The following is a 23,676-nucleotide window of genomic DNA, read 5'->3' as shown; positions in this document are numbered from 1 at the left end:
ACGAGAGGACACCATGATCAGACTGAACCAGGTCAGCAAGACCTACCGCACCGACAAGGTGGAAACGCTGGCCCTGAAAGACATCGACCTCGTCGTCGAGCGGGGCGAATTCGTCGCGCTGATGGGCCCCAGCGGCTGCGGCAAGAGCACCCTGCTGAACCTCATCGGCCTGCTCGACCGGCCCAGCCAGGGCGCGATCGACGTGGACGGTATCCCGATCAAGCGCTACGCCGACCGCCAGCTCGCGAAGCTGCGCAACCAGACGTTCGGCTTCATTTTTCAAAGCTTCCACCTGATCCAGGACCTGCGCGTGATCGACAACGTCGAGCTGCCCCTGCTCTACCGCAGCGTGTCCGGCGGTGAGCGGCGCCGGCTCGCGCGCGAGGCGCTCGCCCGCGTGGGCCTGTCCGCGCGCATGGACCACTACCCGAACCAGCTGTCCGGCGGCCAGCAGCAGCGCGTGGCGATCGCGCGCGCCATCGTCGGCCAGCCGCACGTGCTGCTGGCGGACGAGCCGACGGGGAACCTGGACAGCCGGATGGGCGCCGAGATCATGGACATCCTGCTGAAACTGAACGCGGAAGGCACGACCATCGTGATGGTCACGCACGACGAGCGCGAGGCGTCGCAGGTCGGCCGCATCGTGCGCGTGTTCGACGGCCAGCTCGTCCAGCCGGAGCATCTCCATGCTGCGTAACTACCTGCTGACCGCCTACAAGGTCTTCATGCGCCGCAAGCTGTTCACGGCCATCAACCTCGCGTGCATCGTGCTCACGCTCGTCGTGCTGATGGTGATCAGCGCCCTGCTCGACACGGCGTTCTGGCCAACCGGCGTGGAAGGCCGGAGCGACCGCCTGCTGCAGGTGTACGGCATGCGCAGCGAGAGCGTCAACGACAAGGGCCTGCCCACCGGCCTGCGCACCGGCCTGCTGGGCTACAAGACCATCTCGCGCTACCTCATGCCGTTGCAGAGCGTGGAGCGCGTCTCGGCCATCACGACGACGAGCGAGGTCTCGGTCTACCAGGGCGACCGCGTGAGCCGGCTCGACATGCGCCGCGTCGACGCGAATTACTGGAAGATCATGCAATTCAAGCTGCTGGCCGGCCGCCTGCCGGACGAGGACGACGACCGCCTGGGCCGCATGGTGGCCGTCGTCAACGCGACGACGGCGCGCCAGCTGTTCCCCGGGGCCGCCGCGGTCGGCCAGCGCATCAGCGTGGACGGCCAGGCGTTCGAAGTCATCGGCGTCGTCGCGGACGTCATCCACATCAACGCCTACGCGGACATCTGGGCGCCGCTCGCCACATTCCCGTCGTCGAACTACCGCGACGAATACACGGGCATGTTCGCCGCACTGCTGCTGGCGCGCTCGCCGGCCGACCTGCCGCGCATCCGCGCCGACGTCGAACGCGTCGCCAGGACCATCCAGCCGGTGGGTACCCAGATCTTCGGCAAGACCACGTTCTGGGCCGACACCAAGCTCGACGTCGTCGCCCGCGCGCTGCAGGGCCGGGAAAGCTACGTCGATTCCGGCGGCAGGCGGCTGCTCCTGATGATCGCGGGCGGCATGCTCGTGTTCATGCTGCTGCCCGCGCTGAATCTCGTCAACCTGAACATGGGCCGCATCATGGAGCGCAGCGCGGAGATCGGCGTGCGCAAGGCGTTCGGCGCCACCAGCCTGCAGCTCGCGGGCCAGCTCGTCGTCGAGAACGTGCTGCTGTGCCTCGCCGGCGGCCTGCTCGGCCTGGCCTGCGCCCAGGGCGTGCTGTGGTGGCTCGAAGCGTCGCAGCTGATCCCGTACCTGGAAGTCCACCTCAACCCGACCGTGTTCGGCTGCGGCATGCTGCTCGCCTTCGTGTTCGGCCTGCTGTCCGGCGCGATCCCCGCGTGGAAGATGTCGCGCCTCGATCCCGTCCATGCCCTGAAAGGAGCCGCGTGATGCTGCGCCACCTGTTGCGACTGACCTGGAAGCGCAAATCCAGGAACCTCATGCTGAGCCTCGAGATCCTGCTCGCCTTCGTCATCGTGTTCGGCATCGCCGCGTTCGGGCTGCGCTACTGGCAGCTGTACCGCCAGCCGGTCGGTTTCGACGGTACCGACACGTGGTCCGTGCAGATGCAAATGGGCGAAGCACCGCCCAAGTCCATCGCGCCGGACGTCTACGACACGCTGCGCCGCAGCCTGCTCGAACTGCCGGAAGTGCGCGCCGTGAGCTTTGCCAGCTATGCGCCGTACACCCGCTCGACGTGGACCACGACGTTCGCGTCGCCGCAGACCGGCGCCGCCGTGCAGACCAATACCATCGAAGCGGGCGACGACCTGCCGGAGGTGCTCGGCATGCGGCTCGTGGCCGGCCGCTGGTTCAGCGCCGCCGACGACGGCCAGGACGCGCGGCCCGCGGTCGTGAACCGGCGCGTGGCGGCCGAGATGTTCCCGGGCCGGCCGGCGCTGGGCCAGCGCTACACGAGCACCGACTACGGCGTCACGCGCACCTTCCGCATCATCGGCATCGTGGACACGTTCCGCAACCAGGGCCCGCTGATGGTGCCGACGAACTTCGTCCTCATGCGGTTCACCCCGCACACGACGGAATCGCGCGTGCGCACGATCCTGCTGCGCGTCGCGCCCGGCACGCCGCGCGGCTTCGAGGCGAAGCTGAACCAGCGGCTCAAGGCGGTCCACAACGACTGGGGCTACCAGATCGCGCCGCTGCAATCGCTGCGCGCCTCGCTGCTGAAGGAGCAGCTCATTCCGCTGGCCGTGGCGGGCGTGATCGCGTCGTTCATGCTCGTCATGGTCGCCTTCGGCCTGTTCGGCGTGCTGTGGCAGAACACGACGCGCCGGATTCCCGAGATCGGCCTGCGCCGCGCGATCGGCGCGCGCGCCGCCGACATCTACCGCCAGATCGTCCTCGAACAGCTGCTGCTCGGGTCCCTGGCGATGGGCGTGGGCCTCGTGCTGCTCGTGCAGCTGCCGCTCACCGGCGCGCTGGGCGACACCTTGAACTGGTCCGTGTTCGCGGGCGCCGTGGGGCTGTCGATGGCCGTTATCTATCTGCTATCCTTGGCGTGCTCGCTCTACCCCGGCTGGCGCGCGAGCCGCCTCGATCCGGCCGCGGCACTGCACTACGAATAAAAGGCTGACATGGAACCACAACGCAGGCGGCGCGTACTGGTCGTCGACGACGACCACGCCGTCCAGGTCTCGCTGGCCCTGCTCCTCAAGCAGGCCGGCTTCGACGCGGCATGCGCGGACGGGCCGCGCGAGGCGCTGGCGCAACTCGACGCAACGCCATTCGATCTCGTTTTGCAGGACATGAATTTCTCGCTGCAGACGAGCGGCGAGGAAGGCCTCGACCTGCTCGCGCGCATCAAGGCGGCGCATCCGTCCCTGCCGGTGCTCCTGATGACGGCGTGGGGCTCGATCGCGCTGGCCGTGCGCGGCGTGAAGGCGGGCGCCGCGAACTTTTTCACCAAGCCCTGGGACAACGCCCAACTGGTCGACCTGATCGAAGCGACGCTGGATCTCGGCACGCCGCCGGCAGCAAGCAGCCGCACGCGCGCCGCGCTCGATGCGAAGTACGATTTCACGGGCATCGTCGGCGCGCACCCGAAGCTGCTGAAAGTGCTGGAGACGATCGCGCAGGTCGCGGCCACGCGCGCGCCCGTGCTGATCCTCGGCGAGAGCGGCACCGGCAAGGAACTCATCGCCGACGCCATCCACCGCAACAGCCCGCGCCGGGATGCGCCCATCGTCAAGATCAACATGGGCGCGATCACGACGTCGCTGTTCGAAAGCGAGATGTTCGGCCACGTGCGCGGCGCGTTCACGGATGCGCGCGACAATCGCAAGGGCCATATCGCCAGCGCCGACGGCGGCACGCTGTTCCTCGACGAGATCGGAGAACTGAACCGCGGCGACCAGGTCAAGCTGCTGCGCGTGCTGCAGGACCAGCGCTACCAGCCCGTCGGCGCGAGCCGCGCGGAGCAGGCCGACGTGCGCGTGATCTCGGCCACCAACCGCGAACTGGCGGAGCTCGTCGCCGCCGGCGACTTCCGCGAAGATTTGTTCTATCGCCTGAACCTGATCACGATCCGCCTGCCGCCGCTGCGCGAACGGCGCAGCGACATCCCGCTGCTGGCGCGCCATATCGTGGAGCATGTCGCCGACAGCTACGGCCTGCAAGCCGTCGCCCTCGCCCCGCAGGCGCTGGACTGGCTCGCGGCGCAGCCGTGGCCCGGCAACATCCGCCAGCTGAAGCAGACGCTGGAACGCACCCTCCTCCTGGCCGGCAAGGACGTGCTCACGCAGGCGGACTTCCTGGCGACGAGCGCCGTCGACGAAGGCGTGTCCGGCGGCCGGCTCGGCGTCGACGGCATGACGCTGGACCAGGTCGAACGCCTGATGATCGAACAGGCGCTGCGCCAGCACGCGGGCAACATCTCGCGCGTGGCGAAGGCCCTGGGCCTGTCGCGCACGGCGCTGTACCGCAGGCTGGAGCGCCACGGCCTCGCCGGCGCGGACGGCGCCGCATGATGCGGCTGCGGCCCCGTCTCGGCGTCTACATCGTGGCGCTGCACGTGCCGCTGTTCGGCTGCGCCACCCTGCTGCTGCCGGCGCGGCCGTTGCTGTTCGTCGGCGCGGAAGGCCTGCTGCTCGCGAGCCTGGCACTGGGCTGGCGGCTCGTGCGCCAGGCGCTGGAACCGCTCGGCTACACGCGCCGCTTCCATGAGTTGCTGCAGGACCAGCACTACGCCAACCGCCTGGCCGCCCCCGTGTCGCGCGAGCTGGACGACCTCGTGGACACGTTCAACACGATGCTCGCCGCGCTGCACCGCGAACGGCTTGCGATCGGCGAGCAGCAGGGCTTCCTCGACCGCCTGCTGGAAGCGACGCCGGTCGCGGTCCTCGTGTTCGACTTCGACGGCGCGATCAGCCTCGTGAACGCGAGCGCGGGCGAACTGCTCGGCCTGGACCGGCCCGAGGGCAAGCGCTTGTCCGCCTGGGCCGACGGCGCCGCCGGATTCGCGCAACGCCTCGACGCGCGCGGGCGCGCGCGGAGCCGCCAGCTCGCCGCGCAGCTGGATGCCCTGCCGCTGGGCGAATCGCGCCTGCTGACGGACCCGGACGGCCGCCGCTACCGCGCGCAACGCGGCCAGTTCTACGACCGCGGCTTCGCGCGCCACTTCATCATGGTCGAGGAACTGACGGCGGAGCTGGAAGACTCGGAGCGCGCGACCTACGCACGCCTGATCCGCGTGCTGGCGCATGAAGTCAACAACACGGTGGCCGCGACGGGCTCCGTGCTCGACTCGCTGCTGTACTACCGCGGCCAGCTGCACGAACGGGACGCGGGCGACTTCGCGACGGCCATCGTCGCCGTCAAACGGCGCAATGCGAGCCTCGGCGAATTCATCGACCGCTTCACGAAGGTCGTCAAGATGCCGCCGCCGGAACCGCGCCCGACGGATCTGAAAGCGGTCGTCGACGACATCCTGTGGCTGAACCGCGAACAATGCAGCAGCCGCGGCATCGCGCTGGGCTGGCACCGCTGCGATGCCGTCGCGCCGCTCGCGCTGGATGCGCAGCTGATCGAGCAGGCCCTCATGAACATCGTCAAGAATGCGATGGAAGCGATCGAGGCGGCCAGTCAATCGAGCGGCGCGATCAGGCTGGAGCTGGCGGACGAAGGCCGGAGAGTCAGGCTCTCGGTCGTCGATTCCGGCGACCTGCTGGCCACCGGACCGGCGCGGCCGCTGTTCACGCCGTTCTTCACGACGCGCAAAGGCGGCCAGGGGATCGGGTTGATGTTCGTGCGCGAGGTGCTGCAGCGGCACGGGTGCACGTATTCGCTGGCGCCGGGGGCGCCGGGAGAGACGCGGTTCGACATCTGGTTCCCGGCGCCGTGACGCATTACCCCTTCGGGTACTTGATCGTCATTTCCTTCAGCAGGTTGTCCGCATGGTCGACCTCCTTCATCACCCACAGCATGTAGCGGATGTCGACGTGGATCGCACGCGTGATCACCGGATCGAAGTACCAGTCCTTCGTGATCGACTCGTAGGTCGAATCGAAGTTCAGGCCGACCAGTTCCCCGCGCTTGTTCATCACGGCGGAGCCGGAATTGCCGCCCGTCGTGTCGGCGCTCGACAGGAAGTTCACCGGCACCGTGCCCAGCGCCGGATCCCGGAACTGGCCGTAGCGCTTGTCGCGGATTGCCTGCAGCAGCGAATTCGGCGCGTCGAACGGCGCCTTGCCCGTCTGCTTTTCGAGGATGCCTTCGACGGTGGTGAACGGACCCTTGACGATGCCGTCGCGCGGGCTGTACGGCGCCACGGTGCCGTAGGTCACGCGCAAGGTGCCGTTCGCGTCCGGGTAGACCGGCTTGCCCTGCGACTTCTTCCAGGCCACGACGGCGTCCATGTACAGCGGGACGACGCGTTCCAGGTTGCCGTCGACTTCCTTGCGGCGCTCTTCCAGCGCGACGCCGGCGTCGTGCAGGTGCACGGCCAGCTGGATGAACGGGTCGCTCGATTTGCGGAACGCGTCCGCGTCCTTGCCGATCCACGCCAGGCGCTTCGCCGTGTCGCCCAGCTCCGTGCCCTTGTACAGCGGCGCCAGCGCGTTCTGCGCGGGCAGCAGCCCGTCCAGCCCGTGCGGCCGCACCTTCGTGTCGATCTTGCCGTAGCGGACCAGCGCGGCCTGCCAGCGGGCCTGGTCGACGCTGGGCACGAACGATTGCTCGAGGCGGGCCAGGCGCGCCTTGATGAACGAGACGTCGCGCTCCTGGAAGCCCGCTTCGCGCTGCGCGTCCGGCCTCTGGTGTTCCAGCGCCAGGCGGTACAGGGTGCGCGCGCTCTTCAGCAGGTCGCTGTGCGTGGCTTCCGCCCATGCGGTCTCGTGCTGTGTCGTCGCCATGTCGGCGGCGATGGCGGCGTCGAGGTCGGCCAGCAGGTTCTTCGGTCCAGTGCCGTGCTGCTTGTACCACGTGCGGAATTGAGCGTCCTGCGCGTCCTTGATGGCAGCGATGTCCTTGCGCGCGAAGCCGTCCAGCAGGCCGCGCGTCTTTTTCAGCACGTTGTTCAGGCTCTTCGCCACGCTCGCGTAGCGCACCGTGTAGTCCGGGTTGCCCATCGTGGCGGCCGCGATCACCGAGAGGTCGGCCGTGATCGATGCCACCTTGGCCGGATAGTCGACGTCGCGCGCGAAGCGGATCTCGGCCGGCAGCTTGTAGCGGCTCGTGCGGCCCGGGTAGCCGGCCAGCAGGATCGGGTCGCCCGCCTTCAACCCTTCGGCCGAGACGACGAGGAAGCTCTTCGATTTATAGGGCACGTTGTCCGGCGACGGATCGGCCGGGCGGCCATCCTTGCCGACGTACGCGCGCAGGAAGGAAAAGTCGCCGACGTGGCGCGGGAATTCGTAGTTGTCGATGTCGCCGCCGAAGTCGCCCACGCTGTTCGCGGGCGCGTAGACGAGGCGCACGTCGCGGATCAGCAGCTGCTTGATGCGGTAGTACTCGCCGCCGCGGTTGAACGCGGGGACCGCGCAGCGGTAGGCCTTGTCGCTCTCGCACTCCGCGATCAGCGCCTTGATGCGCGCCGCGACCTGCTCGTGGCGCTCCTTGCCCGACACGCCGGCACCGAGGCCCTTCAGGACGCGGTCCGTCACGTTCTCGACCTTCTCCGTCACGTAGACGACCGTGTTCGGCCCGCCCGGCAGTTCCTCCGCGCGCGTCTTCGCGAGGAAGCCGTTGGCGATGTAATTGTGTTCCGGGGTCGAATTGCGCTGGATCGCGCCGTAGCCGCAGTGGTGGTTCGTGACGACGAGACCGTCCGGCGACACGAACGACGCCGAACAGCCCGGCGTCGCCACGATGGCGCTCATCGGGTGTTTCGACAGGTCGGCGAGACGCTCGGCCGGGATCGTGATGCCGATGCGTTTCAGCTCGGATTTCAGCTGCGGCAGCTGGTGCGGCTGCCACTGGCCCTCGTCGGCGAGCGCCCCGGCGCTCGCCCCCAGCAGGGCGACGGGAAGGACGACGGATTTGAACAAGACAAACCTCGCGAAAAAAAGCAACCACGAGTATATCGCCAGGCCGTCTTGTTTCGGAAACAAAATTGTCAGGATTCGTTCTGAAAGAGTATGTACAGACCCCATAACGGCGTCGTGCGGACGCCACATCCCGCAATTTCGTCGATCAGGCGTATTTACGTTTGCGTCGTCGCAGCACCGCCGCCATCCCCGCCAGCGCGGCCGCGCACAACGCCGGCGACGCGGGTTCCGGCAGGCCGACGCGCACCTCGTCCAGCGCGGGCGCGCTGTAGCCCGCCTGCCGGTTCGCGGTCGAGAAGGCGAAGTAGCGCACCTCGTCGAAGCCGTTCCCGTCGACGAGTCCCAGGATCGCGCCGCGCGGAGAACTGAAGTTGCCGCTGCCGGTGCGCTGGCCATCCGCATACGTGGCCCAGTAGCCGTTCAGGGACTGGTAGCCGCTGCCGGCCGCGAACTCGATCCGGTAGAAATCCGCGCCGTCCGCGCGCCGCACGCTGATGTACGCGTTCGTGCCGGACGTGGCGAAGTAGTTGCCGGAGAACGCGGGGCTCAGTTCCGAGACGGCGTCATAGCAGTCCACACCGGCGTAGCCGCAGCCGTTGTTGGCGCCGTAGCCGCTTGCGTGGAACAGCAGGCCGTCCTCGACCCAGTCGTTGGCGAGCGCCGTGTTCAGGTCGAAGTGCGCCGCGTTGGTGACGGTGCCGACGGCCGTGCCGGCACCGAGGGTCTGCAGCACGGCGGCGCCGGCCCATTGCGCGACCAGGGTTAGAGCGGCTGCACACAGCAGGCGGTTCTTGACATGCATGGTCGTCTCCATCATGGCGTGGGAATCAGGTCGAGCGCGTCGTAGCTGTAGCCGGGGCTCAGGAAGCGGATGCCGCTGGAGCCGCTGATCGCCGTCAGCGTCAGCACGTTCTGGCCCACGACCAGTTCGGTGGCCGGGATGTCGAACGTATACATCGTGTTGTTGCCGCGGTAGGTGCCGACCGTCAGCGTGCGCGACGACGGCTGCGTGGACGCCGGCGGATTCGCCGAGACCCAGCCGTTGACCTGCGTCTTGGGCCGTCCGCCCGCGAAGGCGTCCGTGATGCCGACGCGCAGCCGCAGCGGCACGATCTGGCTCGCGCGCAGGTTGAAGCGCACGGTCAGCGTGCCGTTCACGTCCTTCCACTGGTACGCGGGGAAGCCCGTGGCCGGTGTCGACGTGCCGACCACGTAATCGCCCGGCGTCCACGGCGCCATGCGCACGTCGGACGGGTGCATGGTCGTGACCTTGCCGCCGTTGATGAATTCCGCCGGCGTGCCGTCCCACTCGCCGATGCGCCAGAGCGCGGCCGCGCCGCCCGGATCGCCCGTCACGGCGACGGTGCCCGCGTCCGTCGTGGCGCCCGCGCCGACCGTCACCGTGCGCGTGTCGACCGCCAGCTCGTTCTTGTAGACCTTCATCGTATAGGTCCCGGGGATCATGCCGGTGCTGGCGAAATGGCCGTCCGTGGCATCGGCCGCCGTCCAGTACTGGGCCGTCGCATTCGCGAAGCCGACCGTGTAGGCGAAGCGCGGATCGCGGCCCGTGATGGCCGCCCCGCTCACCCCACCGCGTGCTTCCGGCCCCACCCAGCCCGTGAGGCCGAGGGTGCCGAGCCAGGACGTGTCCACCGGTGCCGGTGCGGCGCCGTCGTTGAACACCATCGTGTACGTGTTGAGGACTTTCGTGCGCAGCGGCTCCGTCTGGCCCTCGCCGTAGTTGATGATGTAGGTGATCTCCTGGTTCGTGGCCGTGGCCTGGTTCAGCAGGCTGCGGTAGAACGGGCCGCCCGAATTGCCCTCATTGTTGTCGCGGACGATCCACAGGCCGACGTTGGTCCCCGTCGCGCCGATGAATTGCCAGTCCTTCAGGCGCATGTTCGAGTAGTGCTTGGAGCGCGTCTCGCCGTTCGGCATGCCGAAGACGTCGCTCGCTTCGATCGCCCCGCTGGTGCCGCGCAGGTCGGACGGCGCCGGGCCGTTGGGCAGCCGCGCGATCGGCACGCGCACGATGAAGCGCGCGAGATTCAGCGTGTCGGGCTCGCTCGTGAAATACGTCCCCATATAGATCTTCGCCTCGCCGCGGCGCGCGATGTAGTAGTGCGTGAGGCCGCCCGCCTGCACGGTCACCTTGACGACGTCGCTGCCGATCGTCTGCGCGTTCACGTCCACCGCGGAGATGCCCTTGTACAGGTAGTCGAAGCCGGAATTGACCTGCGTGCCGCGGCCCTGGTCCTGGTACTCGACGCCGTTGTAGACCAGCGACGCGATGTCGCCGGCCGACTGCGTGCTGACGCCGTTGTCCAGGCGCCGCACCTTGAAGACGAGGCCCGCGCCCGTGTCGATCGTGTAGAAACTGGCATCCTGCGTGAGGCCGAACGCGGATACCGTGGCGACGGTCGCCAGCGACTTGGTGGCGCCGGCGCTTGCAGTGTTGTTGTCGCTGCAGCCTGCGGCCAGCAGGCATAACGTTGAGGCGAAGGCGGTCCTGCGCATGAACATGTGCATCGTCTGTCTCCTGTTTGTCGGTTTGTCGGGACGTCAGTCCCGATTGTCAAATATGTACGCACCCGGGTTTGCACATCAGTATTGACGGGCTGCGCGCGGCGGGTCAACGGGGTGGAATGCTTGCCACGCAAAGAATCACGCGCTTGAGCGGAGGCCAGCAGATGCAGATAGAATGGCGGGTCCGGCGCTGTCCGGAGCTTCTCGCCGACCATCATCATGTCCAGCCTTCTCGCCCCCGTTTCCGCCCTCCTCCGCCGCCTGTCGATCGACACCTTCACCATCCTGCTGCTGTGCACCGTCGCCCTCGCGAGCGTGCTGCCGTGCGCGGGCGAGACGGCCGTCGTCCTCGGCAAGGTCACCACCGTCGCCATCGGCTTGTTGTTCTTCCTGCACGGCGCAAAGCTGTCGCGCGAAGCGATCGTCGCCGGCATGACGCACTGGCGCCTGCACCTGCTGGTGCTTGCGTCGACCTTCGTCATGTTCCCGCTGCTGGGTCTCGCCATGAAGCCGCTGGCGGGCAGCGTCGTCACGCCCGAGCTGTACGTGGGCATCCTGTTCCTGTGCACCCTGCCCTCCACCGTGCAGTCGTCGATCGCGTTCACGTCGATGGCGCGCGGGAACGTGGCGGCGGCCGTGTGCAGCGCGTCGGCGTCGAACTTCGTCGGCATCTTCGTCACGCCGCTGCTCGTGTCGACGCTGATCGTGCAGGGCGCGGCGGGCGGCTCGTCGCTGGACGCGGTGATCACCATCGTCGAACAGCTGCTGCTGCCTTTCCTGGCCGGGCAATTCCTGCGTCCGTGGATCGGCAAATGGGTGGACAGCCACAAGCCGATGCTGAAGATCGTCGACCAGGGCTCGATCCTGCTGGTGGTCTACACGGCGTTTTCCGAATCCGTCAACGAAGGCCTGTGGCACAAGCTGTCGGGGGAATCGCTCGTTGCGCTCGTCGTCATCAGCTGCGTGATGCTGGCGATCGCGCTGGGCCTCGCCACGTGGACGAGCCGGCGCCTCGGCTTCAGCCGCGAGGACGAGATCACCATCGTGTTCTGCGGCTCCAAAAAGAGTCTGGCCAGCGGCGTGCCGATGGCCAAGGTGCTGTTCGCACCGAGCGCGCTGGGCATGGTCATCCTGCCCGTAATGCTGTTCCACCAGATCCAGCTGATGGTCTGCGCGGTCCTCGCCCAGAAGTGGGGCCGCGAACAACGTTAACACCAGGGTCAGAGCCCGATTATTGGAAATGTCTTTTAGGTTGTTGCCAAAATCCGGGCTCTGACCCCGGTTTTATTTGGCCAGCGCCAGGCCGCCCCACCACACTTCGGGGAGCGCGGCGGCGAGCATCATGCCGGGGCCCAGCGCCGTGATGAGCCAGCGCCGGCGCGGCGGCAGCCAGGCCGTGCGCGGATCATGCAGGCTCGCGCGGATGTCGCGCCAGCTGAAGCTTGCCAGCGCCGCCATCCCGAGCGCGAACAGCATCCACAGCGCCGACTCGTTCAACAGTGCGGCGAAGTCCTCATCCAGATAAGCGAGCGCCGGCAGCGCGAGGCTCGCGCTGCCCAGCAGTTCGGCCGTCGCGACGACGGCCGCGCGGCCGCGGCGGCGGAAGTCGTGGCGCAGCATCCAGGCCGACAGCGCCACGTCGCCCGCCAGGTACAGCGCGCTCCATGCAGGCATGGTGTTACTCCTGCGCGGTGAGCTGGTCCGCGTGCCAGCCGCCGCCCAGCGACTGGATCAGCGCCACGGCCGTCGTCTGCCGGTTGCCCTGCGTCTGCACGAGCGCGCGGCGCGCGTTCAGCGCCGTCACCTGGGCCTGCACCACTTCCGAATAACTCACCTGGCCGGCCTTGTAGCGGTTCAGCACCTGCTCCTCGACCTTGTCCGCCGCTTCCGATGCCTGGCGCTGCAGGTCCTGCTGCTGCGCCAGCACGCGCGTGGCGTTCAACTGGTCCTCGACGTCGGCGAAGGCGTCCAGCACCGTCTGGCGGTAGCGCGCGACGGCCTGCTCGCGCGCCGCGTCGGCGCCCTGCACCGCCGCGCGGTTGGCGCCGCCGTTGAAGATCGTCTCGGTGGCCGACAGGCCCAGTGCCCACGCCATGCTCGATGCCTTGAACAGGTCGCCGATGGCGCTGGCGGACGGGCCGTACGATGCCGTCAGGCCGATCTGCGGGAAGTAGGCGGCGCGCACGATGCCGATCTGCGCGTTGGCCGCGGCCACGGCGCGTTCGGACGCGGCGATGTCGGGGCGGCGCTCCAGCAAGGTGGACGGCACGCCGACCGGCACGTCCGGCACGGTTACGCTCCACGGCGCCGGCGCCAGCGCGAAATCGGCCGGCGCCTTGCCGACGAGGACCGCGATCGCGTGCTCCAGCTGCGCGCGCTGGCGGGCCAGCGTGAGGTCGTCGCTCTGCGCGCTGGCGAGCTGGGTCCGGGCCTGGTAGACGTCCGAGTGCGGCACGATGCCCACGTCGAAGCGGTTCTGCGTGATCTTCAGCACGCGCTGGTAGCCTTCGATGGTGGTGGCCAGCAGCGCGCGCTGGGCGTCGACGGAGCGCAGCGAAAAATAGTCGGCCGCCAGTTCGCCCTGCGCGGACAGGCGTGCGGACGCCAGGTCGGCCGCGCTGGCCTGGGCATTGGCCTGCGCCGCCGAGACGCCCGCGCGCAGGCGCCCCCACACGTCCGGTTCCCAGCTCGATCCGATGTTCAGGCGGAAGCTGTTCGAGGTGCGGCCGTTGTTGTTGTTGTTGTCGTTCGACCCGCTGCCCCCGCCGCTGCCGTTCCGGTTCGCGCCGCCGGTCAGCGTCACGGTCGGGAACAGCGACGCGCGCTGCTGCGCGACGAGCGCGCGCGCCTGGCTGTACGCGGCCACGGCCGCCGCCACGTTCTGGTTGCTGACCTCGACCTGGCGCACGAGGCCATCGAGCACGGGGTCGTTGAATAGTGTCCACCACGGCCCCCGGTCGAGCGCATCCGCGGGAGCGGCCGGCGCCCATCCATGAAGTTCCTTGAACGCGGCCGGTTGCGGCGTCGCCGGCCGCTCGTACGTGGGCGCGAGCGCGCAGCCGGACAGCACGGCGGCGGCGAGCAAGGCGGAGATCAGCGGACGAAAGGTGGTAGATCGCATGGTTCGGTTCATGGCTGGGAAATCGTGGGCTGGTCCTCCAGCGGATGGCGGACCAGGTGGTGCTCGTCCGCGTTGCGGCGGCGGAGCTTGTCGAGGTAGACGTAGACGACGGGCGTGGTCAGCAGCGTCAGGAGCTGGCTCGCGACCAGGCCGCCGATGATGGCGATACCCAGCGGCTGGCGCAGCTCGGAGCCCTCGCCGAAGCCGATCGCCAGCGGCAGCGCGCCCAGCGCCGCCGCCAGGGTCGTCATCAGGATCGGACGGAAGCGCAGCAGGCACGCCTCGCGCACGGCCTCAGTGGCCGACAGGCCGCGCGCGCGCTCCGCTTCCAGCGCGAAGTCGATGATCAGGATCGCGTTCTTCTTCACGATGCCGATCAGGAGGAACACGCCGATCAGCGCGATGATGGAAAACTCCATGTGGAACAGCAGCAGCGCCAGCACGGCGCCCACGCCGGCCGACGGCAACGTCGACAGCACCGTGACCGGATGCACGAGGCTTTCGTACAGGATGCCGAGGACGATGTAGATGACGACGATGGCGGCGAGGATCAGCAGCGGCTGCTGCTGGTTCGATTCCTGCGCCTGCTTGGCCTGGCCCTGGAAACTGCCGCGCACGTTGGTCGGCATGCCGATGTCAGCCTCCGCCTGCTTGACCGCCTGCTGCGCTTCCGACAGCGAAAAGCCCTGCGCGAGGTTGAACGAGATCGTCGTCGCCAGCTCGCCGTCCTGGTGGTTGACGGAGCTCGGCGTCGAGCGCTCCGCGAAGTGGGCGATGGCGGACAGCGGCACCATCGTCGTGGCACTCGACGACAGGGCCGAGCCGCCGGACGGATCGCGCGCGGCCGTCAGGTTCGCGGGCGCAGCGGGTGTGCCGGCGGCGGTCGTGGGCGCGTTCTTGGCCGGCACGTACACGTCGTCCAGCGCGGCCGGCGAGCGCGCGTACTGCTGCGCCACGCCCATGATCACGTGGTACTGGTTCAATTCGTCGTAGATGTTGGCGACCTGGCGCTGGCCGAACGCGTTGTACAGGGCGTTATCGATGTCCTTCGCGCTGATGCCGAGGCGCGCGGCCGTCTGCTTGTCGATGTCGACATAGGTCTCGACGCCGTTGTCCGCCTGGTCGGTGTCGACGTCGGTCAGCGCCTTCTGCCCCTTCATCGCGTCCGCCAGCTTCGTCGCCCACGTTTTCAGGTCGGCGCGGTTGTCGCTCTTCAGGGTGTACTGGTACGTGGAGTTGGACTGGCGCCCGCCCATGCGCAGGTCCTGCACGGGGTTCAGGAACAGCTGTACGCCCGTCACCTGCGCGAGCTTCGGACGCAGGCGCGCGATCACGGCCTGGCCGCTCTCGCCCTTGGCGCGTTCGTCGGCCGGCTTCAGGTTCAGGAACATGAAGCCGCCGCCCGCGCGCGAGCCGCCCGTGAAGCCGACGACGGTGTCCACGGCGGGATCGCTCTTGATGATGTTCACGAGCTGGCGCAGCTTGCCCTGCATGGCCTGGAACGAGATGCTCTGGTCCGCGCGCAGGCCGCCGTTGACCTGGCCCGTGTCCTGCTGCGGGAAGAAGCCTTTGGGTGCGGCCGAGAACAGGTACACGTTCAGGCCGACGACGAACACGAGGATCAGCATCACGAGCGCCTTCATGTCGAGCGCCCAGTCGAGCGCGTGCTCGTACGACTTCAGCACGCCGTCGAAGGCCCGCTCGGCCCAGCGCGCGAGGCGGCCCTGCTTGCGGCCCGCGTGGTCGTGCAGCTTCTGGCCCGGTTTCAGCAGCATCGCGCACAGCATCGGCGTCGTCGTCAGCGAGATGACGAGCGAGATCATCACGGCGGCCGACAGCGTGACGGCGAATTCGCGGAACAGCCGGCCCACCTGGCCGCCCATGAACAGCAGCGGGATGAACACGGCCACGAGCGACAGGCTGATGGACAGCACGGTAAAACCCACTTCCTGCGCGCCCAGCAGCGCCGCCTTCATGCGGTCCATGCCCTGCTCCACGTGGCGGCTCGTGTTTTCCAGCACGACGATGGCGTCGTCGACGACGAATCCCGTCGCCACCGTGAGCGCCATCAGCGACAGGTTGTTCAGGGAGAAGCCCAGCAGGTACATCACGCCGAAGGTGCCCAGCAGCGAGACGACGGTCGCCACGGCCGGCACGACGGTCGCGCGGACGCTGCGCAGGAACACGGAGACCACGAGCACGACGAGCAGGATCGAGATCATGAGGGTCATCTCGATCTCGTGCAGCGACGCGCGGATGGAATGGGTGCGGTCCGACGCGACCTGCATGCGCACGTCCTGCGGCAACTGGGCCTGCAGCTGCGGCAGCAGCGCGCGCACGCCGTCCACGGTCTCGATGACGTTGGCGCCCGGCTGGCTCGTCACCAGCACGATCACGGCGGGTTCGCCGTTGAACAGGCCCAGCGTGTTGATGTTCTCGACGCCGTCCCACACCGTGGCGACGTCCTGCAGCCGGATGGCGGAACCGTTGCGCCATGCGACGACGAGGCCCTTGTAGTCGGCCGCCGTGCGGCCATTGGTCGGCGTGTTCGCCTGCGAATAGATCTGCAGGCGCATGCCCTGCCCTTCCAGCGCGCCCTTCGGCCGGTTGGCGTTCGTCGCCTGGATGGCGGCGCGCACGTCCTCGGTCGACAGGCCGTACTGGTTCAACTGGTACGGGTTCAGGTCGACGCGCACGGCCGGCAGCGAGCCGCCGCCGATCTCCACGTCGCCCACGCCCTTCACCTGCGCGAGCTTTTGCTGCACGACGTTCGACACGTCGTCGTAGATCTGGCCGGGCGAACGCGTCTTCGACGTCAGCGCCAGGATGATCACGGGCGCGTCGGACGGATTGGCCTTGCGGTACGTCGGATTGCTGCGCAGGGTGGCCGGCAGGTCGGCGCGCGCCGCGTTGATCGCGGCCTGCACTTCGCGCGCGGCGGAGTCGATCTGGCGCGTGAGGTCGAACTGCAGGTTGATGCGGGTGGAGCCGTTGCCGCTGCTGGACGTCATCTCGTTGACGCCCGCGATCACGCCCAGCCGCCGTTCCAGCGGCGTGGCGACCGACGTCGCCATCGTGTCCGGACTGCCGCCCGGCAGGTTGGCCGACACGGAGATCGCCGGGAAGTCGACCTGCGGCAGCGGCGACACGGGCAGCACGAAGAACGCGCCGATGCCCGCCAGCGCGATGCCGATGGTCAGCAGCACCGTCGCGATGGGCCGCTTGATGAACGGCTGCGAGAGACTCATGCGCCCGCTCCGCCGGGTTTCACCGCGCCGCCGGGTTTAGCGGGCTCCGCGCCGCTCCAGCGCCGCGCGAGGCGGTCGAACGCGAGATAGATGACGGGCGTCGTAAACAGCGTGAGCAGCTGGCTGACGATCAGGCCGCCGAAGATCGCGAGGCCCAGCGGCCGGCGCAGCTCGGCGCCCTCGCCCCAGCCGAACATCAGCGGGATGGCGGCGAACAGCGCGGCCAGCGTCGTCATGATGATCGGACGGAAGCGCAGCATCGCGGCCTGGTGGATCGCCGTCCGCGGGTCCTTGCCCTCGTCGCGCTCGGCCTCGATGGCGAAGTCGATCATCATGATCGCGTTCTTCTTCACGATACCGATGAGCAGGATGATGCCGATGATGCCGATGACGCCGAGGCCCTGCCCGGTGATCCCCAGCGCCAGCAGCGCGCCGACGCCGGCCGACGGCAGGGTCGACAGGATGGTCAGCGGGTGGATGTAGCTCTCGTACAGCACCCCCAGCACGATGTACACGCAGACGACGGCCGCGAGGATCAGCCACAGCTGGTTCGACAGCGACGCCTGGTACGCGCCGGACGCGCCGAGGAACGTCATGGTCACGGAGCCCGGCAGGCCGATCTCCTGCGCGACTTCCTTGATCGCGGCGACGGCGGTGCCCAGCTTGATGCCGGACGCGGTGTCGAAGCCGATCGTCGTCGCCGGGTATTGCGCCACGTGCGTGATCTGCAGCGGCGCGGCCTGTTCCGTGATGGAGGCGATCGCGGACAGCGGCGTCGGCGCGCCGGAGCCCGTGCGCAGCTGCAGGTCCGACAGCGCGTCGAGCGACATCTTGTCGTCCTGCTGCGCCTCCAGGATCACGCGGTACTGGTTCGTCTCCGTGAAGATGGTCGACACGATGCGCTGGCCGAACGCGCTGTACAACGCGTCGTCGACATTCGACGCCGTCACGGACAGGCGCGACGCGCTGTCGCGATCGATGTTGACGTAGGCGGCTGCGCCGGTGGCGCCCGCATCCGTGACGACGTTCGCCAGCTCCTTGCGGCGCGCCATCGCCGCCACCATCCTGTGGGCCCACTCCGTCACCGTCTTCGTGTCCGCGCCTTCGATCGACAGGCGGTATTGCGTCGGTCCCGTCTCGGCGTCGATGGTGAGGTCCTGGGTCGGCTGCAGGTACAGCGTGACGCCGGCGACGTTCTGTGCCACGCGGCGGCGCAGGCGCTCCATGATGTCCTGCTGGTCGCCGTGCTTCGCCTTCAGGTTGATCAGCATGGTGCCCGTGTGGAGCATCGTGTTGTTGGCGGCATCCACGCCCACGGTCGACGCGAGCGATTCGACGTCCGGGTCGGCCAGGATCTCGCGCGCGGCGGCCTGCTGCATCCCGGCCATCGAACTGTACGAGATTGCCTGGCGCGCTTCCACGCGCGCCTGCAGCTGGCCCGTGTCCTGCGTGGGGAACAGGCTTTTCGGGATGAACGTCCACAGGATCGCCGTCAGCACGAGCGTTCCCAGCGCGACGAGCAGGGTCAGGCCCTGGCGTGCGAGGACCCAGTTCAGGCCGCGGTCGTAGTGGCCGACGGTCCAGTCGAAGAACGACTGGAACTTGCGGGCGAATGGGGTTTCGTGCGACTTGTCGTGCTGCTTGAGCCAGCGGGCCGACATCATCGGCACGAGCGTCAGCGATACGACGGCCGAGATCAGGATCGTGATCGCGAGCGACACGGCGAATTCGCGGAACAGCCGGCCCACGACGTCGCCCATGAACAGCAGCGGGATCAGCACGGCGATCAGCGACACGGTCAGCGAAATGATGGTGAAGCCGATCTGCGTGGCGCCCTTCAGCGCGGCGTCCATCGGCCTCTCGCCTTCCTCGATGTAGCGCGAGATGTTCTCGATCATGACGATGGCGTCGTCGACGACGAAGCCCGTTGCGATCGTCAGCGCCATCAGCGACAGGTTGTTCAGGCTGTACCCGAGCAGGTACATGATGCCGAACGTGCCGACCAGCGAGATGGGCACGGCGAGGCTCGCGATCACGGTGGCGCGGATGCTGTGCAGGAACGCGAAGATCACGAGCACGACGAGGACGACGGCCAGCACGAGCTCGATCTGCACGTGTTCGACGGAGGCGCGGATGCCGTTCGTGCGGTCCGACAGCACGTCCATGTGGATGCTCTGCGGCAGGCTGGCCTGCAGCTCGGGCAGGCGCTGCTTGATGGCATCCACGGTGGCGATCACGTTGGCGCCCGGCTGGCGCTGCACGTTCAGGATGATCGCGGGCTTCATGTTCGCCCACGCACCGAGCTTGACGTTCTCCGCGCTGTCGACGACCTTCGCCACGTCGCCCAGGCGCACCGGCGCGCCGTTCCTGTACGCGACGATCAGGTTCGTGTAGTCGGGCACCGTCACCAGCTGGTCGTTGGCGTTGATGGTGTAGGCGCGCAGCGGGCCGTCGAAACTGCCCTTGGCGCTGTTGGCGTTCGCGTTCGTGATCGCGGTGCGCAGCGTGTCGAGGCCGAGGCCGTTGGCGGCGAGCGCCTCCGTGTTGGCCTGGATGCGCACGGCCGGACGCTGGCCGCCCTGCAGGGTGACGAGGCCCACGCCCGTCACCTGGCTGATCTTCAGCGCGAGGCGCGTGTTGACGAGGTTCTGCACCTCCGTCAGCGGCATCGAATCGGACGTGATGGCGAGCGTCAGCACGGGCGCGTCGGCCGGGTTGACCTTCGCGTAGACGGGCGGCGCCGGCAGGTCGGTCGGCAGCAGCGAGCCGCCGGCATTGATCGCGGCCTGGACTTCCTGCTCGGCCACGTCGAGCGTCTGGCCCAGGGTGAACTGCAAGGTGATCACGGAGACGCCGGCCGCGCTGTTGGAACTCATGCGCGCCAGGCCCGACATCTGGCCGAACTGGCGTTCCAGCGGCGCCGTCACGGTGCGCGCCATCACTTCCGGACTCGCGCCCGGGTACAGCGTCTGCACCTGGATGGTCGGGAAGTCGACCTGCGGCAGCGCGGACAACGGCAGGAATTTATAGCCGACGAGGCCAGCCAGCACGATCGCCAGCATCAGCAGCGACGTGGCGACGGGGCGGCGGATGAAGGGGGCGGATGGGCTCATCGAACCGCTCCGTTGCACGCGAGACCGTCGCCCCGGCGCAGGCCGGGGCCCAATTTCGTCGAGCCGACGGGACGCATGCAGAGATTGGGTTCCCGCCTGCGCGGGAACGACGTGCATAAGTCACGGGTTCCGGCAAACTGCATCATTGCGCCGCCCCTTCCTGCTGGCGGCGGCGGTGCTGGCCGCCCTGGCCCTGCTTCGCGCCGGCGGCACCGGCACCGCGCGCCGGATGCTCGCCCGGCAGCGTCACCTTCGCGCCATCCTTCAGGCGGTCGGCGCCTTCCGTGATGACGGTCTCGCCGCCTTTCAAACCGCTCGTGATCTCGACGCGCTCGGCGTCTTCCTCGCCCCGCTTCACGTTCGTCAGCGCGACGGTGCGGGTCTGCGGATTCAGCACGTAGACGTAGTCGCCGTTGGCGCCGTGGCGCAATGCCGTCACCGGCACCGTGATCGCGTTCTTGATGACGTTCACCTGCAGGCGCACGTTCACGAACTGGTTGGGGAACAGTTTCGACGCTTCGTTGCCGAAGCGGGCCTTGGCCTTGACGGTGCCGGTCGAGGTGTCGACCTGGTTGTCCAGCGCCATGAAGCGGCCCTGCGCCAGCTCGCGCGTGCGGGTGCGATCCAGCGCCGTCGCGGGCAGCGTGGCGTTCGCGTTGATGCGCTCCTGGATCGCGGGCAGGTGGTCCTGCGGCACGGCGAATTCGACGTCGATCGGCGATTGCTGGGTGATGACGGCGATGCCGTTCGCGTCGCTGCTGGCCACCAGGTTGCCGATGTCCACCGTGCGCAGGCCCACGCGGCCGGCGATCGGGGCGCGCACCTGCGTGTAGCCGAGGTTGATCTGGGCGATGCCTTCGGCCGCCTTGTCGGTCGTCACGGCGCCCTGCAGCTGTTTCACGAGGGCCGCCTGCGTGTCGACGTCCTGGCGCGCGATCGAGTCCTGCTGGAGCAGGGTCTGGTAGCGGGACAGCAGGACCTTGGCCGATTCGAGCTGGGCCTCGTCGCGCTGGCGCTGGCCCGTCGCCTGCAGCAGCGCCATCTGGGACGGGCGCGGGTCGATGGTCGCCAGCACCTGGCCCTGCTTGACGAGCTGGCCTTCCGTGAACAGGATCTTCTGCAGCACGCCGCCGACCTGCGGCCGCACGGTCGCGACGGCGGCCGGGGTCACGGTGCCGAGGGCGTCCAGCACGATCGGGATGTCGGCGCGCTCGGCCTTGCCGACACCGACCGTCGTGGCCGGCATGCCGCGCCCGCCGCCCGGACCACCGCGGCCCGCCCCGGGTCCGCCCGCGCCCTGCCTGCCCGCGCCGCCGGGCGCGCCCTGCGGCTGCTGGTGCACGAGGTGCCAGGCCAGCCAGCCCAGGCCGCCCATCGCGACGACGGCGATGAGGGTCCCGATGATGCGGGTGCGGCGCGAGCGCTTGGGTTGGGTCGGGGTTTTATTCTTGTCGGGTGTGACGGTCGAATCCATTCTGATCCCTGGTGGCCGAGTGTTCAAAAGCACAATAAATGTTCCTTTGAAATGTAGCACGGCCTGGCATTGCCTTATGTTTCGTAACGTACGGTGAGCGTATCCTCTCTCCGGGCACAGGAAGTTGCATCTTTACACGGCTTTACACAGAAGCAGCCTACATGCGGGGAGATCCAAACAAAACGGGCGCGGGAGGATTCCCACGCCCGTGTTGCAACGTATGGTTGCCTGACTACACGCTGTTACAAAGATTAACGCTCCGGAAAGGTTCAGGGCACCCCGCACAGGCAATGCGTGACAGCCGCGAACGGTTGCTTGCGGTCGGCGACGGCCGACAGCCAGCCGAGGTCCCTGGCGATGCCGGCCGTCGCGTTGCCGCCCAGCGCGGCCGCGCCGAGGTCGACCGGCAGCAGGCCCAGCTTCACTTGCACGTTCAGGATCTGCGCGTCCGACAGGCCCATGCGTTCCAGCACGCGCTCGGCCAGCGTGGTCGGCTGCTCGGCATAGGTGACGCGGAAATCGTCGCCCAGCTTCGCGCGCTTGGCGGCCGAGCGCAGCGCGTCGCCGTAGCTGCCCAGGCGGTCGACGAGGCCGCGTTCCTTGGCCTGCGTGCCCGTCCACACGCGGCCCTGGCCCACTTCGTCGATCTTGGCCGGCGTCGTCTTGCGCGCAAGGGCGGCCTTGGTCGTGAACTCGTCGTACACGTGGTTGATGGCGGACTGGATCAGCTGGCCGAAGCGCGGATCGAGGGGGCGCAGCGGGTTGTAGGCGTCCGCGAGCCACGTGGTCGTCACGCCGGCCGTGTGGATGCCCAGTTTGTCGACGACCTTGTCCGCGGTCGGCAGGATGGCGAACACGCCGATCGAACCGGTGACGGTGGACGGGTCGGCGATGACTTCATCGGCCGCCATCGAGATCCAGTAGCCGCCCGACGCGGCCACGTCGCCCATCGACACGACGACCGGCTTGCCGGCCGCGCGCGTCAGTTCCAGCTCGCGCCGGATCAGTTCCGAACCGTAGGCGCTGCCGCCCGGCGAATTGACGCGCAGGACGACGGCCTTCACCGACGAATCCTCGCGCACGCTGCGGATCAGGTTCGCCGTCGAGATGCCGCCGACCATGCCGGGGCCGCCCGTGCCTTCCGTGATGTCGCCGGCCGCGACGACGACGGCGACCGCGTCGCCGAAGGGCTTCTCCGGATGGCGCGCCACGTAGTCGCCGAAGCTCACCTGGCGGAAGCTCTTGATGCGGTCGTCGTACGCACCGCGCTTGATGAACATGTCGCGCACTTCGTCGCGGGTCTTGACGCCGTCGATCAGCTTCCAGTCCAGCGCCACCCTGGCCGCGTTGCCGTTGGCCGCCTGCAGGCGCTGCGGCAGCTCGTCGATGCCTTTCGCGATCGACCCCGCCGGCAGCTTGCGCGCCTTCTCGACTTCGTCCGTGTACGCGGTCCACAGGCCGTTGTACAGGAACGCGTCCGCCTCCTGCGCGGCCGGCGACGGGCCGTTGCCGATGAACGGCTCCGCGAAGCTTTTATACGTGCCGACCTTCATCAGGTTGACGGTGACGCCGACCTTGTCCAGCGCGTCGCGGTAGTAATTGCGGTGGCGGCCGAAACCTTCGATCAGCACCATGCCCATCGGATGCAGGTAGATCTCGCTGGCATGCGCGGCGATCAGGTAGCGCTTCTGGTCGAAGTTGCCGCCCCAGACGACCACGCGCTTGCCGGCCGCCTTCACGCGCTCGATGCCGGCGCCGATCTCGCGCACGGACGCGAGGCCGCCGCCATCCAGCTCGTCCAGCAGCACCAGCACCTCGTTCACGTTGCTGTCCTTCGCGGCGCCGTCCAGCGCCTTCAGCACGTCCGGCAGGCGCACGAGGCGGCGGCCGTTGCCCGACAGGCCGGCGACGACGGAATCGCGCACGCTGCCGGCGCGCGCCTCGACCAGTTCGCCCTTCAGGTCGAGCACGAGCGCCGTCTTGGGCGCCAGCGGCTTGAGGCCGCCGCCGAACATAGCCCAGACGAAGGCGATCAGGATGACCAGGAAGATGAGGTTCAGCACGAAGCGGCGGGTGGCGTCGAGGCCGCGCCACAGCGCCTTGACGCCGCGACCCAGGGAGGAGAAAGGCTTGAATGACAT

15 protein-coding genes are annotated in these 23,676 nt (G+C 68.3%); 6 read left to right on the top strand and 9 right to left on the bottom strand.

The features are described 5' to 3' along the window. Positions 1-13: 13 nt before the first annotated feature. The 5 genes from ACEN9G_RS22580 to ACEN9G_RS22560 are packed head-to-tail and all read left to right on the top strand — an operon-like array spanning position 14 to position 5,910. Positions 14-697 (top strand): ABC transporter ATP-binding protein, encoded by a 684-nt coding sequence (locus ACEN9G_RS22580; protein WP_056330580.1) that lies wholly within the window; start codon positions 14-16, stop codon positions 695-697. Continuing rightward, entirely contained in the window at positions 687-1,940 is a 1,254-nt protein-coding gene (locus tag ACEN9G_RS22575) for an ABC transporter permease (protein ID WP_413343965.1), read from the top strand. The genes ACEN9G_RS22580 and ACEN9G_RS22575 overlap by 11 nt, the downstream gene beginning before the upstream one ends. Continuing rightward, positions 1,940-3,136, top strand: a complete 1,197-nt coding sequence (locus ACEN9G_RS22570) for an ABC transporter permease (protein ID WP_483126996.1) — start codon at positions 1,940-1,942, stop codon at positions 3,134-3,136. The genes ACEN9G_RS22575 and ACEN9G_RS22570 overlap by 1 nt, the downstream gene beginning before the upstream one ends. Positions 3,137-3,145: 9 nt before the next feature. Further along, entirely contained in the window at positions 3,146-4,537 is a 1,392-nt protein-coding gene (locus tag ACEN9G_RS22565) for a sigma-54-dependent transcriptional regulator (RefSeq protein ID WP_413345229.1), read from the top strand. Beyond that, positions 4,534-5,910 carry a sensor histidine kinase gene (locus ACEN9G_RS22560; RefSeq protein WP_483126995.1) on the top strand — a complete coding sequence of 459 codons (1,377 nt, stop codon included), beginning with the start codon at positions 4,534-4,536 and terminating at the stop codon, positions 5,908-5,910. The genes ACEN9G_RS22565 and ACEN9G_RS22560 overlap by 4 nt, the downstream gene beginning before the upstream one ends. A 4-nt stretch (positions 5,911-5,914) precedes the next feature. Here ACEN9G_RS22560 and ACEN9G_RS22555 read toward each other — a convergent pair whose 3' ends face one another. The 3 genes from ACEN9G_RS22555 to ACEN9G_RS22545 form a co-directional block, all read right to left on the bottom strand. Next, positions 5,915-8,053 carry a S46 family peptidase gene (locus ACEN9G_RS22555; protein ID WP_413342598.1) on the bottom strand — a complete coding sequence of 713 codons (2,139 nt, stop codon included), beginning with the start codon at positions 8,051-8,053 and terminating at the stop codon, positions 5,915-5,917. Positions 8,054-8,198: 145 nt separating this feature from the next. Continuing rightward, a complete protein-coding gene (locus tag ACEN9G_RS22550) occupies positions 8,199-8,855 on the bottom strand; it encodes a hypothetical protein (RefSeq protein WP_413342600.1) in 657 nt (218 codons plus the stop codon). Positions 8,856-8,866: 11 nt separating this feature from the next. Further along, positions 8,867-10,582 carry a rhamnogalacturonan lyase B N-terminal domain-containing protein gene (locus ACEN9G_RS22545; protein WP_413342602.1) on the bottom strand — a complete coding sequence of 572 codons (1,716 nt, stop codon included), beginning with the start codon at positions 10,580-10,582 and terminating at the stop codon, positions 8,867-8,869. 216 nt (positions 10,583-10,798) lie between these two features. On the opposite strand from ACEN9G_RS22545, the gene ACEN9G_RS22540 reads away from it, so the two are divergent. Next, positions 10,799-11,791, top strand: coding sequence for a bile acid:sodium symporter family protein (locus ACEN9G_RS22540; protein ID WP_413342604.1), 993 nt, complete (start codon positions 10,799-10,801; stop codon positions 11,789-11,791). Positions 11,792-11,863: 72 nt separating this feature from the next. Here ACEN9G_RS22540 and ACEN9G_RS22535 read toward each other — a convergent pair whose 3' ends face one another. The 6 genes from ACEN9G_RS22535 to sppA all read right to left on the bottom strand — a co-directional run bounded on the left by ACEN9G_RS22535 (position 11,864) and on the right by sppA (position 23,676). After that, the gene (locus ACEN9G_RS22535) at positions 11,864-12,253 is read right to left on the bottom strand and encodes a hypothetical protein (RefSeq protein WP_483126994.1); all 390 of its coding nucleotides are present in this window, start codon (positions 12,251-12,253) and stop codon (positions 11,864-11,866) included. 4 nt (positions 12,254-12,257) lie between these two features. Further along, positions 12,258-13,700, bottom strand: a complete 1,443-nt coding sequence (locus ACEN9G_RS22530; protein ID WP_483126993.1) for an efflux transporter outer membrane subunit — start codon at positions 13,698-13,700, stop codon at positions 12,258-12,260. Positions 13,701-13,708: 8 nt separating this feature from the next. Then, positions 13,709-16,948, bottom strand: coding sequence for an efflux RND transporter permease subunit (locus tag ACEN9G_RS22525; protein ID WP_413342205.1), 3,240 nt, complete (start codon positions 16,946-16,948; stop codon positions 13,709-13,711). Then, positions 16,945-20,061 (bottom strand): efflux RND transporter permease subunit, encoded by a 3,117-nt coding sequence (locus ACEN9G_RS22520; RefSeq protein ID WP_413342203.1) that lies wholly within the window; start codon positions 20,059-20,061, stop codon positions 16,945-16,947. Before ACEN9G_RS22520 ends, ACEN9G_RS22525 begins: the two co-directional genes overlap by 4 nt. Before the next feature lie 142 nt (positions 20,062-20,203). Further along, positions 20,204-21,535, bottom strand: a complete 1,332-nt coding sequence (locus tag ACEN9G_RS22515) for an efflux RND transporter periplasmic adaptor subunit (RefSeq protein WP_483126992.1) — start codon at positions 21,533-21,535, stop codon at positions 20,204-20,206. A 269-nt stretch (positions 21,536-21,804) separates the two neighbouring features. Continuing rightward, positions 21,805-23,676 carry a signal peptide peptidase SppA gene (sppA, locus tag ACEN9G_RS22510; RefSeq protein WP_413342904.1) on the bottom strand — a complete coding sequence of 624 codons (1,872 nt, stop codon included), beginning with the start codon at positions 23,674-23,676 and terminating at the stop codon, positions 21,805-21,807.

It is taken from the genome of Massilia sp. Masssp94 (assembly GCF_059491305.1).
The sequence above is the reverse complement of the archived record's forward strand: the minus strand, read 5'-3'. Positions and strand labels throughout refer to the sequence as shown.